This is a genomic window from Pseudomonas sp. W2Aug9 (genome assembly GCF_023127755.1).
Taxonomy (GTDB): Bacteria; Pseudomonadota; Gammaproteobacteria; order Pseudomonadales; family Pseudomonadaceae; genus Aquipseudomonas; species Aquipseudomonas synxantha_A.
On sequence record NZ_SPKL01000037.1, the window covers coordinates 264206 to 279949 of the forward strand.

The window sequence follows — 15744 nt, forward strand, 5'->3', positions numbered from 1 at the left end:
TTCAGCCTGTCACTCAGACCTGTGGGTCGCCCACATGCAGGATCTTCATGCCATTGGTGCCACCGGTGGTGTGGTAGCTGTCGCCCTTGGTCAGGATGACCCAGTCGCCTTTCTCCACGACGCCGCGCTTGACCAATTCGTCGATAGCCTTCTGGCTGACTTCGTTCGGTGCCAGCGACGCCGGGTCGAACGGGATGGTGTATACGCCACGGAACATGGCTGCGCGGGCCTGGGCTTCGCGGTGCGGGGTGAACGCGTAGATTGGCACCGAGGAGCGAATGCGCGACATGATCAACGGCGTGTAGCCACTTTCGGTCAAGGCGATGATCGCTTTAACGCCCGGGAAGTGGTTGGCGGTGTACATGGCTGCCAGGGCGATGCTCTGGTCGCAGCTTTCGAAGACCTTGCCAATGCGGTGGCTGGAGGTCTTGCTGGTCGGGTGCTTTTCGGCGCCGACGCAGATGCGTGCCATGGCCTGGACGGCTTCCAGCGGGTACGGGCCGGCGGCACTTTCAGCCGAGAGCATCACGGCGTCGGTGTAGTCGAGCACGGCGTTGGCCACGTCGGACACTTCGGCGCGGGTCGGCATCGGGTTCTGGATCATCGACTCCATCATCTGGGTCGCGACGATCACGGCCTTGTTGTGGCGGCGTGCGTGCAGGATGATCTTCTTCTGGATACCGATCAGCTCGGCGTCACCGATTTCCACACCCAGGTCGCCACGGGCAACCATCACGGCGTCGGAAGCCTTGATCAGACCGTCGAGGGTTTCGTCGTCGGCCACGGCTTCGGCACGTTCGATCTTCGCTACCAGCCAGGCGGTACCGCCGGCTTCGTCGCGCAGTTTACGGGCGTATTCCATGTCGGCGGCGTCGCGAGGGAAGGACACCGCGAGGTAGTCGACTTCCATTTCGGCGGCGAGCTTGATGTCGGCCTTGTCTTTTTCAGTCAGGGCCGGCGCTGTCAGGCCGCCACCGCGGCGGTTGATGCCTTTATGGTCGGACAGCGGGCCGCCGATGATCACGGTGCAGTGCAGCTCGGTCGGGGTCGCAGTGTCGACGCGCATCACCACGCGACCGTCGTCCAGCAGCAGTTCGTCACCGACGCCGCAATCCTTGACCAGGTCGGGGTAGTCGATACCGACAACGTCCTGGGTGCCTTCGGTCAGCGGGTGGCTGGTGGAGAAGGTGAACTTGTCACCGATCTTCAGCTCGATCCGCTTGTTGGCGAATTTGGCGATACGGATTTTCGGGCCTTGCAGGTCACCCAGCAATGCGACGAAGCGGCCATGCTTGGCGGCAAGGTCACGCACCAGCTTGGCGCGAGCCTTGTGCTCGTCCGGGGTGCCGTGGGAGAAGTTCAGACGGGCGACGTCCAAACCAGCCAGAATCAGCTGTTCGAGGACTTCCGGCGAGTTGCTGGCCGGGCCAAGGGTGGCGACGATTTTGGTACGACGGACGGACATGCACAGACTCCTGAGTTCAAGCGCTGGGGAAGGCTACTATGCTCTTTCGTTGTAGTCATTGTTCGTTTGCACTACTTATCGACGATTGCCTTTGTTTTTGCTGCAGTTGGATGGGCAAACAGCCTTGAAGATTTTCGCCCGGGGGTCGATACACTGCACAAGACAGGAGAACCCCCATGCGAATTTTGCTTGTTGCTGCCCTGGCCGTCAGTGTTGTCGGCTGTACCCGCTGGTCGATGGACCACCACTTGAACAACGCCTACCGTGCCTATGGGGTGGGCGACTGCGCACGTGTCACCCTGGAGTTGTCCCAGGTCGATCGCGAAAGCCGTACCCGTCGCTATGTGCAACCGGAGGTTTCGATGTTGCGCGGGCAGTGCCTGGAGCGGCAGAAACTGTTTGTCGATGCCGCACAAACCTATCAGTTCATCATCAGCCAATACCCGTCGAGCGAGTATGCCTACCGCGCTCGCGCCCGGCTCGATACCTTGCAGCAGCTGGGGCATTACCAGGGCGGTGGCGTCGCAAAACCACGGCCAGCGTCGTTGTAATGAAATTTGTCATTTCATGGCTGGCCCGTTGCCAGTCTTGGGCTATTCTTTGAAGGTCTGTTTGTATAAGTTTTCATTCGAATGGATGCAAGGCCCGGATTTGGCAGCTGTCTGGTGACGAGCGGTACCTGTTGTCAAACCGGGATCCAGGGAGAGCGAGCGGTTGCTCGCTCCGAATCACTGGCACAGTCAGACTCTTGGCTATTGGATGGCGACTTTCATCATGTTTACTGCGCGACGGATCGAACGGCATCAATTGCCTTACTTTTTGCAGGTGTTCAACCGTATCACCGACAAACCAATCGGTTTTTTGGGCAATGTGTCTGAAAACGGGCTGATGTTGATCAGCCAATTACCCATGATGATCAATGTGGATTTTGAGCTGTGCCTGAAAGTACCAACGGCACAAGGCGAATTTCAGACGATTGATCTCACAGCGACCTGTTTATGGAGTCATGAGGATGTCAATCCTCAGCACTATGACTCCGGGTTCCGGGTGCAGAATGCATCCGAAGAGTACAGGCAATTGATTGATGCCCTGTTGCAGTACTTCAGCTTTGATCCTCAACAGGCTTCCGTCTGAACACAGCAGTTAGAAAACCCCGGCTTTTTTCCATCCCAGGTAGCGCGTCACCAGCGTGGCGCCCATTTCTGAAGGCAACGTGTCCAATACTGAAAGCCCATGAGCGCTCAAGCGATCATGGAGTTGGTTTCGGCTGTTGAGGTAATCGACGGTGCCACTGTAGGCCAGTGCTTCGGGCAATGTTTGCACAGGGGCCTGGCGCAGTTGATCGAGGATTTCCTCTCGCAGGCTGGCTACCAGTACGCGGTGTTGCCTACCGATTCGTTTGACGGCGCTCATCAGCGCTTCATCATCCTCGTCCCGCAGGTTGGTAATGATGATCACCAGTGCCCGGCGTTTTTGGCGTGCCAGCAATTGATGGGCGGCAGCCTCATAGTCGGCGGTGTTTCGGGTGGCCTCCAGATCGTAGACAGCATTGAGCAAAGTGTTCAACTGGCCACTGCCCTTGACCGGCTTCAGGTAGCGCGGTTGGTCGCTGGCAAAGGTGCACAACCCCACGGCGTCGCCCTGTCTCAGGGCGACGTAGCTCAAGAGCAGGCAGGCGTTGAGGGCGTGGTCGAAATGAGATAGCTCGGCATCCTGGCTGCGCATGCGCTGGCCGCAATCGAGCATGAATACGATTTGCTGGTCGCGCTCGTCCTGGTATTCCCGGGCGATCGGTGTGCGTTGACGGGCGGTGGCTTTCCAGTCGATCTGGCGCAGGCTGTCGCCTTCACGAAACTCGCGCAGTTGATGAAATTCCAGGCCTAATCCCCGGCGTTGATGTTGGCGCACGCCCAACTGGCTCAGCCAGTTATCCACACCCAGCAACTGCGCGCCATACAAGCGGGCGAAATCCGGGTAGACCCGGGTGGCGTCGTGGGTTTCGATGCATCGCCGTGCCGACCACAGCCCCAATGGGCTGGGCAGCCAAAGTTCGCAGCGACTGAAGCTGAAATGCCCGCGTCGCAAGGGACGAACGCGATAGCCCAACTCGCCGCGCTCGCCGGGGCGCAATTCAATGGATTGAGGCAGGTTATCCACACTCAGGCCATCGGGCACGTGATCGAATACCTGCACGGTCAGTGGCTGAGGAAAGTCGTGCTCCAGGCACAGGCGCACTTCTTCCCAGCGCCCCAGCGCCAGGCTGCCGGGCAGTTTCCTGTGGACGCGCGCCGTGGGGCGACGGTGCAAGCGTACGGCATCCAGCAGCGCCAGCAGCAGCAAAGCCAGCAGCAGGCCCCAGGCCACTGAATGCAAGGTTTCAGGTACCTTGAGCTGCAACGCGACGGAAGCGCCCAACAAGGTGTTCAGGCCAAGCAGCACACCCAGCCAGATCAGGAGCAGACGGGTCGGTTTCATGGGCGTGTCATTGCCTTGGCGCCGCTACTTGATCCAGCAACTGCTTGAGCACCTGATCCACCTCCAGGCCGTCGATGTCCAGTTCCGGCGCGATGCGTACCCTATGCCGCAGCACTGCCAGGGCACAGCCCTTGATGTCATCGGGTGTCACGAATTCTGCACCACGCAACAGCGCCCGAGCCCGGCCGCCGCGTACCAGGGCGATAGAGGCCCTGGGCCCGGCACCGATGGTCAGTCCTGGCCAACTGCGTGTGGCGCGCGCCAGGCGCACAGCGTAATCGAGCACCTGTTCATCCAGGGGCACGTCACTGGCGATCTGCTGCATCAGCACCACATCCTCGGCCTGCAGCACAGTGCGCAACGGCTGCACATCCAGCATGTCTGCCCTGGATGAGCGCGTCACTTCGCGGACCATGTCCAGTTCTTGTTGGGCGTCGGGGTAGTCCATGCGGACCTTGAGCATGAACCGGTCCAACTCGGCCTCGGGCAACGGGTAGGTGCCTTCCTGCTCGATGGGGTTCTGGGTCGCCAGCACCATGAAGGGCTCGCCGATGGGCAATGCCTCGCCCTCAAGGGTGACTTGGCGTTCCTGCATGGCTTCGAGCAACGCTGCCTGGGTCTTGGCCGGGGCGCGATTGATTTCGTCGGCCAGCAACAGGTGGGTAAACAATGGCCCCTTGCGCAGTTTGAACTGTTCGGTCTGCAGGTCGTACACGGCGTGGCCGGTGACATCGCTGGGCATCAGGTCCGGGGTGAACTGGATACGGGCGAAATCACCGCCAAAGCATCGGGACAGGGCACGTACCAGCAAGGTCTTGCCGAGCCCGGGTACGCCTTCGAGCAGTACATGGCCGCCTGCGATCAAGGCGGTGAGCACATCGTCAATCACCTGATCCTGGCCAATCACTGCCTTGCGCAATTCCACACGCAGGGCCTGGGCTTGCTGGCTGGCACGTTGCAGGTTCTCGGCGGTCAGGGCGGTGGCCATTGGAGAGTCGCTCATAAGGCATTCCTGAGGGTTTGCAGGCACGCAACCTGTCGGCTGAAGTCGGCGCTGGAGAGCCGTTTCTGCGTCAGTGGTTCGAGTGCCTGGCTGATGATGTGAGGGGGTTGTCGCGTCAGGTGTTCCAGCACCTGCCACTGCTCTGCTGTATCGAGATGCTCAAAGCCTGGATGGCGTCGCCGGGCGGCGCGCAGGATGTCGTGCTGCAAGGCTTGCAGCAAGGTGCCCTGGCCGCTGCGGCGCAGCAGGAAATCGGCGCTGGCCTTCAAATGTTCCTGGAGCTGCCGACGTGCCTTGGGCGCCGGTGCCTGGATCGGGCCCTGGCGCAAGGCGGCCTGCCATAGCGCCAGGGCAACCAGTGCCGCAAGGGCGACGAGGGCCTGTGGGAAATATCGAATCAACAGGGTAAACAGATCGTCCGTTTCACTGTTGAACAGCAAGGTTACGTCAGTCTCCTGGGTCAGGTACCACAGCAACCAGGCGTTATCGTGTTGGCCGATGCTTGGGGTTTTCCACAGGTCGCTATCGGTAATCACAGTGACGCGGCCGTGCCCCAGGTTGAGTTGCATCAGGTGGCTTGAATGGGCGCTGTTGGCGGAAAACTGCGCCAGGTGTTTGGGGTCGATGAGGTTGAAGTCGGTGTCAAAACTGAAATACGCCGGGGCGGTTTCGTTGTCGACATAAAGCCTGGTCAGGTCTGCCGCAGGCTGTTTACGGGCAGGCGCCGGTTCGTCGAAGGTTTCGCTCAAAGCCTGGTGGATATCAAGGCGATCAAGCAGCAGGTCGCCGCTCTTGCTGGTCTCCTCGTCCCACAATGCCTCGGCGACCAGCAGCAAGTGCCCGCCGGCGTTTGTCCAACCCAGCAGTTGCTCGACCTGGCGCGGGGTCATGTTGCTGCGTTCCCCCAGCAGCAACAGGCTATGACCTTTGGCGGGTAGGTCCGCGAGCCGTTCAAGGCCGTTGGCGCGTTCCACCACCAGGCCTTGCTGGTGCAGGAAATGCTCGGCGGCCAGATAAGGATTGGCGAGTGCATCCGGCGATGGGCCGCGATCCACCATTTCGTCATAGGGGATTGCCTTGTGCCAGGCGTACAAGCCACCCATGCCCAGCAGGCACACCAGCAGCAGCGCCACCCACGATAATGGCCGGTTCATTGGCTGGCTCCGTCATTGAACAGAGCGCGCCAATCGCTGCACAGCTTTTGTTGGGTCGAGGAGGGCGGCAGGCGATGACCATAGGCGAGGTTTTGCCAGTGACGCGTCAGTTCGTCACTGAACGCCAGCAACTGCGGTTGTTGCAAGTGTCGAACGCGCTCCAGCACCTGGCCTTCGGTGTCGGCGCTTTTGAGCGGCAGGTCGAATTCATGCAGCAGCCGGCTGAGCAGGCCGCGATACAGCAGGCCAAGGGCTTGCCTTGGCTGAGTGGGCCATAGTTGTTCGGCGGCGCTGGCGATGTCTTGCGGCAATGTATCGAGCCCCAGCTCAAGCCCGAACAACTGAGCGGGGGTAGGTGTGGCGGTCGCAGGGCGGGCGCGCCGGCTGCGGCTGACAAAGGTGCGTAGCCACTCACGGTAACGCCACACCACCAGGGCCAGCCCACCAATCACCAGGCTCCACAATAGTATTTCCAGGGTTTTGGCGAGGGGCTTGAAGGTATCGCTGTTGAGGTTGTCGAGTAACGCCTGGAGCCAACCAGGTAATTTACCGTCGCCACGGGCTGTGCTTTTAACCGGTGTTTTTTCTTCACCAAACCGATAACGGGTGACGGTTTCCGGATTCTTGAAGGGCGGCTTGTCCAGCAGTGCCTTGATGGACTGACTGGCAGCCTGGGTATTGAGTGGCTTATGGCCCGTTGATTCATCGGCCATGGCGGGTGGGCTGAACGGTATGAGCGTCAGCCCGACGACCAGCAACAACAGCGACGCAGCACTGCTCAGGCGCTGACGCAAACGGCGGAATACCAACTCCAGGTCCCAGGCTTCCAGAGCCGTACGACGATTGAGGTACAGGCTGAAACCACAGGCAACGTAGATGGGTTCCCAGAACACCAGGATCAGCGCGTAAAAGGCATTGCCCAGGTGCTCCAGCCACAGCACGTTCGGGCTGGTTGCCAGTGCCAGGCGTTGCCAGTCCCAATCCATTTCCAGCTGCTGCGGGATGAATAAATAGAACAGCGCCATGGCGCCGAACCACAGGCCGATTTCCAGGTGTACGCCGATAATGGTCAGCCAGCGGGCGGCACCAGCGTTACGTTGCAGCAATATCCCCAGGCGCTGTTGCCGCGCCTGACCCTCGAGGCCTTCAAGTTGACTTACCGGCAACGTAAAGCTGCGGCTCATGCTCAGGCGTCGCCAGGTCAGGCTGGCGAACAGTTGCCCCTTGAGCAGTTGCGGCCACTGGCGAACGGCCTGTTTGAGACTGGGGGGCTCGCCAAACAGGGCTTTGGAAAGAATGTACAGCGGCAAGCGGTCAAAGGCCGGCTTGAGCCACCAGAACAGAAACATGGCCAGCGACGGGTAATTCCACAGCAGCACGGTCAGCGAGATAAACACCGGCAGGCTCACCATTGCCCAACTGCCCATCAGCAGCAAACGATGTTCCCTGGCCATCAGTACGCCCAGGTCCATGGCTTCCCAGGAAGTACGCGGGCGAATCACCACGCTGGCGTCAGTCAGGCGCATGGCGAGTCCGTCCGGCGAAGATCAGATAAACGGCCACCAGCAGCCAGAGCGCGGTGCCTACCAGGTATTTGAGCCAGGGCTCGATGTGGGTGGTGGAGGACCAATAGGCTTCGATGAACGCCGCGATCAGCAGAAACACCATGACGCCGCAGAGTATCCGCACACTTTTGTGGGCTGCCAGGCGCAAGGCCTCGCTGCGTGCCAGCCGCCCGGGAGCGATCAGTGACCAACCCAATTGCAAACCCGCGGCACCGGCCAGCGCAATGGCGCTCAATTCGAATGCGCCATGACCGATGACGAATGACCAGAAGGTTTGACCATAGCCAATGTCGGTCAGGTGCCCTGAGACCGCGCCGATGACCAAACCGTTGAAAATCAGAAAGAACACGCTGCCCAGGCCAAACAACAGGCCGGCGGCAAACGTCTGGAAGGCGATGCCGATGTTGTGCATCACGTAATAGCCAAACATCATCCAGTCCTCGCTGGCTGCACGCTCGGCAGCGCGCCCCAGACGACTGGCGGCGGGGTCGTACATGCCCTGCATCTCGGCCACCTGTTGGGCGCTGACGATGCTGTAGATCAGGTCGGGGAACAGGTAGACCAGCAGTGCAATGCCCACCAGGCTGCCGAAGAACAGCAGACCGGCGATCAGTACGAAGCGCCACTGTTCACGTACCAGGCATGGGAAATCGGCGAGCAGGAACGCCAGCATCTTGGCCGCCAGTTGGCTGCGATGGCGATACAACTGTTGATGGCCGCGCAGCGCCAGTTGCTGCAGCCGGTCTACCAGGTAGCTGCTGTAGCCACGCTGTTGGGCCAGGGCCAGGTGTTGGCACAGGCGTCGATACTGGTGAGGGAAGTCAGCCACTCCGCCAGCCTTGGCTTTGCCTTGCTCCAACTGCTCAAGTTGCTGCGCGTAGGTTTGCCATTGCTGCTGGTGGCGGCTTTCAAAAAGACTCTGCTTCATGTCGGCCCCAATAAGCCACGGGCCACACCGTTGAGTTGCTCCACGGCGCGCGCCGGAGGCACTTGCAGGGGCGTGGCGAGGATCGCCGCCAGTTCATGCACGCGTTCGGCAGACAGCTCGGCCTGGCGCTCGGCAAAACCGAGGATGGCCCGCTGTTCGCTCAACTCCAGTGCAAAGGGCAGGCGCAGCGCGGCGGCTTGAGGGATACGCGGGCGCACCAGCGGTAGTTCGCGGTAGACCACCAGTGTACCGGCGGCCAGATCGCCCAGACGCTTGAAGTGCGGGTGTTGCAGGCAACTGATCGCACCGAGGAAATAACCAAAAGGCAGCATGTCGACAAAGCGCAGCAGGTTGCGGATCAGCGACGCCGACCAGCCAATCGGGGTGCCGTCATCCTGCACCACCCGCAGGCCCATGACCTGCTTGCCCGGCGAGCAGCCCTGGTTGAGCACTTCAAACAGCACCATGTACCACCAGCTCACCAGGAACAGCAGCAGCGACCCCAGCCCGATGCCAATATTGCCCAGCAGCGCCAGGGGCACCAGCAGGATGCCCATGATGATGCCACGCACACCCAGGTCGAATGCAAAAGCCAATGCCCGGGATGGCAGGCCGGCAGGGCGCAAGGGCAGGTCGATCCCCTCCGGGGTCTCGATTTGGTAATGGGTATCCAAAGGAGCTGGCGGCATTGCGATCCCTGGCAGTGCAAAGTGGTTAGGAGACACGGATGCTAGCAGTGTCGACGCTGGAAGCAACCACTCAAGGTTTTGCTGGATATTTATACAGTAAAGGTATCGCTGGCCCCAGGCACCTTGCAGCGCCTAGACTTTGTCGGTCTTCAGCACAGGAATAGCCCGTGACCTCGATTTTCTGGTACGACTATGAAACCACCGGTATCAACCCGCGCAACGATCGCCCGCTCCAGGTAGCCGGTATTCGCACCGATCTCGAACTCAACGAGGTCGGTGCGCCGATCAATCTTTATTGTCAGCCCGGCGACGATATTCTGCCCCATCCGGCTGCGTGCGCGATCACCGGTATCACGCCAGGCGTCCTGGCACAGAAGGGCCTTGCCGAAGCCGACTTCATGACCCGGGTGCACGCCGAGTTGGCCGCGCCAGGCACCTGCGGCGCCGGTTACAACACGCTGCGGTTTGACGATGAAATGACGCGCTACAGCCTGTACCGCAATTTTTTCGACCCTTACGCGCGCGAGTGGCAGGGCGGTAACAGCCGTTGGGATTTGATCGACGTGATGCGCACTGCCTATGCGCTGCGGCCGGAGGGCATTATCTGGCCTGAGCAGGACGGGCGCGTGACGCTCAAGCTGGAGCGGCTGACCCACGCCAATGGTATCGACCATGGTCAGGCACACGATGCGTTATCTGATGTGCGTGCAACCATCGCCCTGGCGCGATTGGTTCGGCAAAAGCAGCCCAGGCTGTACGAGTGGTTATTTCAACTGCGCAGCAAGCAGCGAGTTATGGATGAGGTGCGGTTGTTGCAACCAATGGTGCATATCTCCGGGCGTTTTTCCGCCGAGCGCCATTACCTGGGCGTGGTCTTGCCCCTGGCCTGGCACCCGCGCAACCGCAATGCGTTGATCGTCTGCGACCTTGGGCTCGACCCACAGGGGTTGCTGGACCTGGATGCACAGACCTTGCGCGAGCGCCTCTATACACGCCGTGATGAGTTGGCGGACGGTGAACTGCCAGTGCCCCTCAAGTTGTTGCATATCAACCGCTGCCCGGTGGTAGCACCGTTGAAGGTGTTGCGTGCGCAAGACCGCGAGCGTCTGCAATTGGATATGAGCACCTATCAGGCGCGGGCGCTGCGGCTAACTGACGCACAGGAAGTTTGGCGCGACAAGTTGGCGGCCATTTACGCCGAGGAAGACTTTGCCTCGAATGCAGACCCGGAGCAGCAGCTCTACGATGGTTTTATTGGCGATCGGGATCGCCGGTTATGTGAACAAGTTCGCATGGCAGAGCCCGCCCAATTAGCACATCAATCGTGGCCGTTCGATGATCATCGTTTGCCGGAATTATTATTTCGCTATCGCGCACGTAACTTCCCTGAAACCTTGAATACAGAGGAGCAACAACGCTGGAGACTTTTCTGTCGGCAACGTTTGTCAGATCCGCAGTGGGGAGCACCGAATACCCTGATGGCATTTAAGCAGGCGCGCGAGGAGTTGGCGCTTAGTGCCACCTCATTTCAGTGCCAGGTGCTGGATCAATGGCAGGACTATGCCGATTCTTTAGCAGCCCGCCTGAGCCTGTAGGCCGGTAATTGCTGAGTATTCAGACAATAAAAAACGCCAGCAAGCTGGCGTTTTTAATGTGTAGCGTATCGGGTGAACGTCCGACCAGGCTTAGCCCAGCAGAGTCGCCCAACCTTCAACTACGTCGCCGCCCCACTTGGCTTTCCACTCTTTCAGAGTTTTGTGGTTGCCACCTTTGGTTTCAATCACTTCGCCGTTGTGCGGGTTTTTGTATTGCTTGACTTTGCGAGCACGCTTGGTGCCGGTAGTTTTTACAGCGCCGCGCGGCGCTTTAACTTTCGACTCTGGATCCAGCAGCGCGATGATGTCACGCAGGGATTTGGAGTATTCACCCATCAGGGTGCGCAGTTTGCCTTCGAATTCCAGCTCGGTTTGCAGCTTGTCGTCTTGGGACAGGTTCTTCAAACGGGCTTGCAGCTCTTTGATTGCTTCTTCGGTGGCGCGGTATTCGTTGATCAGGGACATGTGGACTACCTTATGTAGAACGCTGATTGACAGGGTGAGTGGCCTAATAATAGTCAGGCAATTTCACCAAGTAAACATTTAAGAAGATATTTATGTGAAGCAGATTGAATGTTTGTGGCAAAGCGATGCAAAAGTGTTAATTGGCAGCCGTTACGCCGAAAGATAAATACCTTAATTTTTCGCTAACTGTCTGGGCGTACCGTTGTACGGTCATATAGCGATGGTAAAGCCTTACGCTATTAAGGGCTGTTGCCACCAGGCGGCTGCAGAATAAGGCGCAAGGAATACTGCAGTTTTTCTGCGCAATCGCTAGAATAGCGGCCTTTGCGAAGTTCTGGAGTTTCCCCCTAATGCGCACTTTTCGGCTGGTGATTGCTTGCCCGGACCGGGTTGGCATCGTTGCCAAGGTCAGTAACTTTCTGGCTTCCCACAATGGTTGGATCACCGAGGCGAGCCATCACTCGGACGATCTCAGCGGTTGGTTTTTCATGCGTCACGAAATTCGTGCCGATACGCTGCCCTTTGGCCTGGAAGCTTTCCGCGAGGCGTTTGCGCCCATCGCTGAAGAGTTTTCGATGACCTGGCACATCACCGACACGGAACAGAAAAAACGCGTGGTGCTGATGGCCAGCCGCGAATCCCACTGCCTGGCAGATCTACTGCACCGTTGGCACAGCGACGAGCTGGACTGCGAGATCGCCTGCGTGATCTCCAACCATGACGACCTGCGCAGCATGGTCGAGTGGCATGGCATCCCGTATTACCACGTACCGGTCAACCCGCAAGACAAGGAGCCGGCATTCGCCGAGGTGTCGCGCCTGGTCAAGCAGCACGAAGCGGATGTGGTGGTGCTGGCGCGCTATATGCAGATCCTGCCACCTGAACTGTGCCGCGAATACGCCGGCAAGGTGATCAATATCCATCACAGTTTCTTGCCATCGTTTGTTGGGGCCAAGCCGTATCACCAGGCTTCCCTGCGCGGCGTGAAATTGATTGGCGCGACGTGCCACTACGTCACCGAAGAGCTGGACGCCGGCCCGATCATCGAACAGGACGTGGTGCGTGTCAGCCACAGTGACAGCATCGAAGACATGGTGCGGTTTGGCCGGGACGTCGAGAAGATGGTGCTGGCCCGTGGCCTGCGTTACCACCTGGAAGATCGGGTATTGGTACACGGCAACAAGACCGTGGTGTTCTGATCGTTCGGGTTTGGTTGAATAAGCAGGGGCCTGGGAGTAAAACTCCTCAGGCCCTTTTTTATTCCTGCTATCAAGGAGGCCTCTATGACCGATCCACTCGATAAAGCCACCTCCAGGGCGCCCGCTACGGTGGGCGAGGGTTGTCTGAGTCGCTACGACCCGCAGGCACTGGGCGCCGAGGATGGTACTGAGTTTCCCGATGCGGCCCGTTTGTGGGAACAGCTGCAGGCGCAGGACGAGCCGCCTGTCGACCCTGTAAAAGACGCTTGAACAGCGGTTTGCCGACCAGCAGCACAAAGACTGGGGCGCCGGCCAGCAGATAGAAGTAATAGGTGACCGCCCGCCAGATCAGGATTGCCGCTGCCGCAGTGGACTTGCCGACCATGGGGGCCAGTAAGGCCGCTGATGTCAGCTCTGCTGCTCCCGCCCCGCCCGGCAACAGACTGAACTGCCCCGCCGTCAGGGACAGCATCTGGATCAGGAAGCTCAAGGCCCACTGCACATCCCCGCCCAAACCGCGCAGCGCCAGGTACAACACGCTGTAGCGCAACAACCAATGCAGGCTGGTCAGCGCGAACACTCCGAGCAACAAGGGCCAGGGTAATTTCAGTGTGGCAGTGAACGCCGCGAGAAAACGCAGCAACCTGCGAGCCCAGCGCCGACGGGTGGGGGCCCTTACCCTAATGGCCTTGAGCATCGCGCCGGCCAGGCGAATCAGCCGACGATGAAAACGCACCACCGCCAGGCCACTGATGATCCCGCCGATCATCGATATGACACTGAGCCCCAGCAACCATTCCAGGCGCGGGTTGAGGCTATGGAACAGCGCATACAAAACGATTCCCGCCAAGGCGCACAGAAAAAACAGCAAATCGCTCAACTGGTCCATGGCGAATACCGCGCTCGCACGGGCAGGGCGTATGCCATTGCGCGCCAACAACGCCATCAGGGTCAGCGGTCCGCCGCTGCCGCCGGGCGTGGCGCACATGGCGAACTCGGTCGATATCACTGCCCCCAGGCTTTTGAGCCGTCCCAGTTGGCTGCCTTGCTCGCCCAGCAACAGGCGCAGACGCAGGCTGTTGATCAGCCAGCAGCCGATAATCATGGCAAACATCCCCACTAGTTGGGGCAAGGGAAACTGCCGCAGGCGCGCAACCGTTTCGCCGCCGCCCAGCCATACGGGTATCAACAGCGCGACCAAGAGGGCCAACAGCAGCCAGATCAGTCGGCTCATGACAGCGTCTTCAGCCAGGCGGCCTTGGTGTGGGGGCGACGACCCGCGTTGAGCAGGCGTTGCAGGGTTTGCAGCCAATAACGACGGGAAAACTCGTGGCGCATGTCCACCGGGTGCAATCCCAATCGGATCAGCGGGGCCTCGCGCCAGCGCTGTTCGCGCCGGTCGCTGAGCACTTTGGACAGCCCGCGGCGCCAGGCGCTGCGGGCGCTCCAGACCAGACCCGGGGCATCGATAGGAGTGAAGTCAGGCAGGCGATAAAGATGCTGCGGGTCGCTGGTGTAGCAAAGCGGTAACTGGCGCAACGCCTGGCGGGTGCCTTCGCTCATCAACCAGGCCGGGGCGACAAAGCCGTGCAACGGCCAGTCATTGCGCTGGAATATTTCGATGCCGGCAGTAAGACGCCGTAACGCCTCGGCCTCGGACAACTGGTAAAACTCGCCTTCATGGGTGTAGATGCGCCGCATGAACCACTCTTTCAGCGAACGCGGCGCAGGTTGGTCGTCGCAGTGGTAATAGCCGTGCAAGGCCAATTCGTCGCCCTTGGCGATGCGGCTGTCGAGCAGCTGGCGAAAATCGCGGTGGGCTGCCAGGGCATCATGGTGATGGAAGTCCGGCACCACCAGCCAGGTGATGGGCACGTTGCCCAAGGCATCGACGGCCTCGACAAAGGGCCGGTAGTCGGCCCAGGTGCTCGGTGCCACGTCGTGCAGCACCAGCATCAGCGCAGGTTCAGCCATGGGCGAGCATCGGCTTGTGACTGCCCAGCACCGAGTGGTAATGCCCCAGCAGGCTGTCGACCACCGTGTCCCACGCGTAATGCTGCTCGACATGGCGCCGAGCCTGGGCGCCCAAACGCCGGCTGTCGGTGCTGAACAGTTCGCGCACCGAATCGGCCATCGCCTTGGGGTCGTTGGGGGCACACAGCAGGCCACAGCGCTCATCGACAATCTCGGTAAAGGCCCCGGCCGCGACGGCGACGACCGGGATGCCACTGGCCATGGCTTCCAGAATCACCAGGCCGAAGGTTTCCTGGTCGCCGCCATGCAACAAGGCGTCGGCGCTGGCCATCAGCCGGGCGACATGGTGAGCGGGGCGGAAACCATCTATCACAGTGACATTGTCCGGCACGCTGGCTGGCATACCGGAGCCCACCAGCAACAAGTGGTAGCCCTCGCCCAGGCGCTTCATGCAGTTGAGCAGTACCGGCAGGTTCTTCTCCTTGGAACCGCGTCCGGCGAAGATCAACAGCCGCGTATCCTCGCCAATCCCCAGTTCGGCGCGCAGGCCGGGGTCGCGCACATCCGGGGTGAAGGTGTGCAGGTCAACCCCCAGGGGTTGGACGAAGACGTTTTTTACCCCGAGTCCACTGAGTTTGTCGGCCATTACCTGGCTGGGGGCGAGCACCCGGTCAAAATTCCCATAGAGTTTGCTGACATAGGCTTCAACGTTGGGAGTAAACCAGGGACCCATGCGGTTGCTCACCAGCAGCGGCAGGTCGGAGTGGTAGAAGCCGATGACCGGCACATCCAACTGACGCCGGGCATCCAGCGCTGCCCAGGCAGTCAGGTATGGATCGCCGACTTCGATCAGATCGGGCTGTAAATCGTGCAGGACATTTCGCCAGGGCGCCAGGCGAAGGGGGAAGCGGTAACCCTTGCCAAAGGGCAGGGCAGGGGCCGGCACTTTGAAGACCCCGTCCTGTTCGCTCAAGTGCGCGCCGGGGATCAACAGGCTATGGCGAATCCCGGGCTTGAGCGCCAGACGTCGATGCTTGGCATCGAGGTAAGTGCGTACGCCACCGCTTGCCGGGGCGTAGAACATGGTTATGTCAGCGATATGCACGATGAACATCCCTCCGATCCATTGCTCTCCCTAGATGGACCTGAGGTAAGGATAGATGTTCGGTTTAGATTCGCAGGATGAAGGTGGCGGGAGCGGACAAATGCACTGTGTAGGAGCGAGCTTGCTC

Annotated in this window: 15 protein-coding genes; 4 read left to right on the forward strand and 11 right to left on the reverse strand. The window is 60.1% G+C overall.

Annotated elements, in window-relative coordinates; translation table 11 throughout:
• Positions 1 to 13: 13 nt before the first annotated feature.
• Positions 14 to 1465 (reverse strand): pyruvate kinase, encoded by a 1452-nt coding sequence (gene pyk / locus E3O56_RS25785; protein WP_005790976.1) that lies wholly within the window; start codon positions 1463 to 1465, stop codon positions 14 to 16.
• Positions 1466 to 1641: 176 nt separating this feature from the next.
• Between pyk and E3O56_RS25790 the strand changes: the two genes are divergently transcribed.
• Together E3O56_RS25790 and E3O56_RS25795 are read left to right on the forward strand one after the other, a co-directional pair.
• Positions 1642 to 2016, forward strand: a complete 375-nt coding sequence (locus E3O56_RS25790; RefSeq protein ID WP_103734699.1) for a hypothetical protein — start codon at positions 1642 to 1644, stop codon at positions 2014 to 2016.
• A gap of 223 nt (positions 2017 to 2239) precedes the next feature.
• Positions 2240 to 2599, forward strand: a complete 360-nt coding sequence (locus E3O56_RS25795) for a PilZ domain-containing protein (protein ID WP_032881230.1) — start codon at positions 2240 to 2242, stop codon at positions 2597 to 2599.
• 9 nt (positions 2600 to 2608) lie between these two features.
• On the opposite strand, the gene E3O56_RS25800 is transcribed toward E3O56_RS25795, so the two are convergent.
• Genes E3O56_RS25800 through E3O56_RS25825 form a run of 6 tightly spaced genes read right to left on the reverse strand, consistent with a single transcriptional unit; the run spans position 2609 to position 9279 of the window.
• The gene (locus E3O56_RS25800) at positions 2609 to 3940 is read right to left on the reverse strand and encodes a DUF58 domain-containing protein (protein ID WP_248129169.1); all 1332 of its coding nucleotides are present in this window, start codon (positions 3938 to 3940) and stop codon (positions 2609 to 2611) included.
• 7 nt (positions 3941 to 3947) lie between these two features.
• Positions 3948 to 4943, reverse strand: a complete 996-nt coding sequence (locus E3O56_RS25805) for a MoxR family ATPase (protein ID WP_078822203.1) — start codon at positions 4941 to 4943, stop codon at positions 3948 to 3950.
• On the reverse strand, positions 4940 to 6097 hold the full coding sequence (locus E3O56_RS25810; protein WP_248129170.1) for a DUF4350 domain-containing protein: 1158 nt from the start codon (positions 6095 to 6097) through the stop codon (positions 4940 to 4942). The genes E3O56_RS25805 and E3O56_RS25810 overlap by 4 nt, the downstream gene beginning before the upstream one ends.
• Positions 6094 to 7623: a DUF4129 domain-containing protein gene (locus E3O56_RS25815; protein WP_248129171.1), complete on the reverse strand. Its 1530-nt coding sequence runs from the start codon at positions 7621 to 7623 to the stop codon at positions 6094 to 6096. Before E3O56_RS25815 ends, E3O56_RS25810 begins: the two co-directional genes overlap by 4 nt.
• On the reverse strand, positions 7610 to 8590 hold the full coding sequence (locus E3O56_RS25820; protein WP_032879682.1) for a stage II sporulation protein M: 981 nt from the start codon (positions 8588 to 8590) through the stop codon (positions 7610 to 7612). Before E3O56_RS25820 ends, E3O56_RS25815 begins: the two co-directional genes overlap by 14 nt.
• Positions 8587 to 9279 carry an RDD family protein gene (locus E3O56_RS25825; RefSeq protein ID WP_032879683.1) on the reverse strand — a complete coding sequence of 231 codons (693 nt, stop codon included), beginning with the start codon at positions 9277 to 9279 and terminating at the stop codon, positions 8587 to 8589. Before E3O56_RS25825 ends, E3O56_RS25820 begins: the two co-directional genes overlap by 4 nt.
• Before the next feature lie 167 nt (positions 9280 to 9446).
• On the opposite strand from E3O56_RS25825, the gene sbcB reads away from it, so the two are divergent.
• Positions 9447 to 10874, forward strand: a complete 1428-nt coding sequence (gene sbcB, locus E3O56_RS25830) for an exodeoxyribonuclease I (RefSeq protein WP_103734703.1) — start codon at positions 9447 to 9449, stop codon at positions 10872 to 10874.
• Positions 10875 to 10964: 90 nt separating this feature from the next.
• Here sbcB and mvaT read toward each other — a convergent pair whose 3' ends face one another.
• Complete coding sequence (mvaT, locus tag E3O56_RS25835) at positions 10965 to 11339, reverse strand: histone-like nucleoid-structuring protein MvaT (protein ID WP_005790963.1); 375 nt, start codon at positions 11337 to 11339, stop codon at positions 10965 to 10967.
• A 350-nt stretch (positions 11340 to 11689) separates the two neighbouring features.
• On the opposite strand from mvaT, the gene purU reads away from it, so the two are divergent.
• On the forward strand, positions 11690 to 12538 hold the full coding sequence (purU, locus tag E3O56_RS25840) for a formyltetrahydrofolate deformylase (protein WP_005790961.1): 849 nt from the start codon (positions 11690 to 11692) through the stop codon (positions 12536 to 12538).
• A 124-nt stretch (positions 12539 to 12662) separates the two neighbouring features.
• Here purU and E3O56_RS25845 read toward each other — a convergent pair whose 3' ends face one another.
• From E3O56_RS25845 to E3O56_RS25855, 3 genes are read right to left on the reverse strand one after another with little or no spacing between them, the layout of a single operon-like run.
• Positions 12663 to 13772 (reverse strand): lysylphosphatidylglycerol synthase transmembrane domain-containing protein, encoded by a 1110-nt coding sequence (locus E3O56_RS25845; RefSeq protein ID WP_248129172.1) that lies wholly within the window; start codon positions 13770 to 13772, stop codon positions 12663 to 12665.
• Entirely contained in the window at positions 13769 to 14512 is a 744-nt protein-coding gene (locus tag E3O56_RS25850; protein WP_103734706.1) for a polysaccharide deacetylase family protein, read from the reverse strand. The genes E3O56_RS25845 and E3O56_RS25850 overlap by 4 nt, the downstream gene beginning before the upstream one ends.
• Positions 14505 to 15626, reverse strand: coding sequence for a glycosyltransferase family 1 protein (locus tag E3O56_RS25855; protein WP_248129173.1), 1122 nt, complete (start codon positions 15624 to 15626; stop codon positions 14505 to 14507). Before E3O56_RS25855 ends, E3O56_RS25850 begins: the two co-directional genes overlap by 8 nt.
• Positions 15627 to 15744 lie beyond the last annotated feature (118 nt).

Bases quoted from the DNA above. Each gene is read 5' to 3' on its own strand.
- E3O56_RS25850 (WP_103734706.1), bottom strand. From the start codon at position 14,512: ATGGCTGAACCTGCGCTGATGCTGGTGCTGCACGACGTGGCACCGAGC.
- E3O56_RS25845 (WP_248129172.1), bottom strand. From the start codon at position 13,772: ATGAGCCGACTGATCTGGCTGCTGTTGGCCCTCTTGGTCGCGCTGTTG.
- E3O56_RS25855 (WP_248129173.1), bottom strand. From the start codon at position 15,626: ATGTTCATCGTGCATATCGCTGACATAACCATGTTCTACGCCCCGGCA.
- E3O56_RS25815 (WP_248129171.1), bottom strand. From the start codon at position 7,623: ATGCGCCTGACTGACGCCAGCGTGGTGATTCGCCCGCGTACTTCCTGG.
- E3O56_RS25795 (WP_032881230.1), top strand. From the start codon at position 2,240: ATGTTTACTGCGCGACGGATCGAACGGCATCAATTGCCTTACTTTTTG.
- E3O56_RS25825 (WP_032879683.1), bottom strand. From the start codon at position 9,279: ATGCCGCCAGCTCCTTTGGATACCCATTACCAAATCGAGACCCCGGAG.
- E3O56_RS25790 (WP_103734699.1), top strand. From the start codon at position 1,642: ATGCGAATTTTGCTTGTTGCTGCCCTGGCCGTCAGTGTTGTCGGCTGT.
- pyk (WP_005790976.1), bottom strand. From the start codon at position 1,465: ATGTCCGTCCGTCGTACCAAAATCGTCGCCACCCTTGGCCCGGCCAGC.
- E3O56_RS25800 (WP_248129169.1), bottom strand. From the start codon at position 3,940: ATGAAACCGACCCGTCTGCTCCTGATCTGGCTGGGTGTGCTGCTTGGC.
- E3O56_RS25805 (WP_078822203.1), bottom strand. From the start codon at position 4,943: ATGAGCGACTCTCCAATGGCCACCGCCCTGACCGCCGAGAACCTGCAA.
- purU (WP_005790961.1), top strand. From the start codon at position 11,690: ATGCGCACTTTTCGGCTGGTGATTGCTTGCCCGGACCGGGTTGGCATC.
- E3O56_RS25820 (WP_032879682.1), bottom strand. From the start codon at position 8,590: ATGAAGCAGAGTCTTTTTGAAAGCCGCCACCAGCAGCAATGGCAAACC.
- E3O56_RS25810 (WP_248129170.1), bottom strand. From the start codon at position 6,097: ATGAACCGGCCATTATCGTGGGTGGCGCTGCTGCTGGTGTGCCTGCTG.
- mvaT (WP_005790963.1), bottom strand. From the start codon at position 11,339: ATGTCCCTGATCAACGAATACCGCGCCACCGAAGAAGCAATCAAAGAG.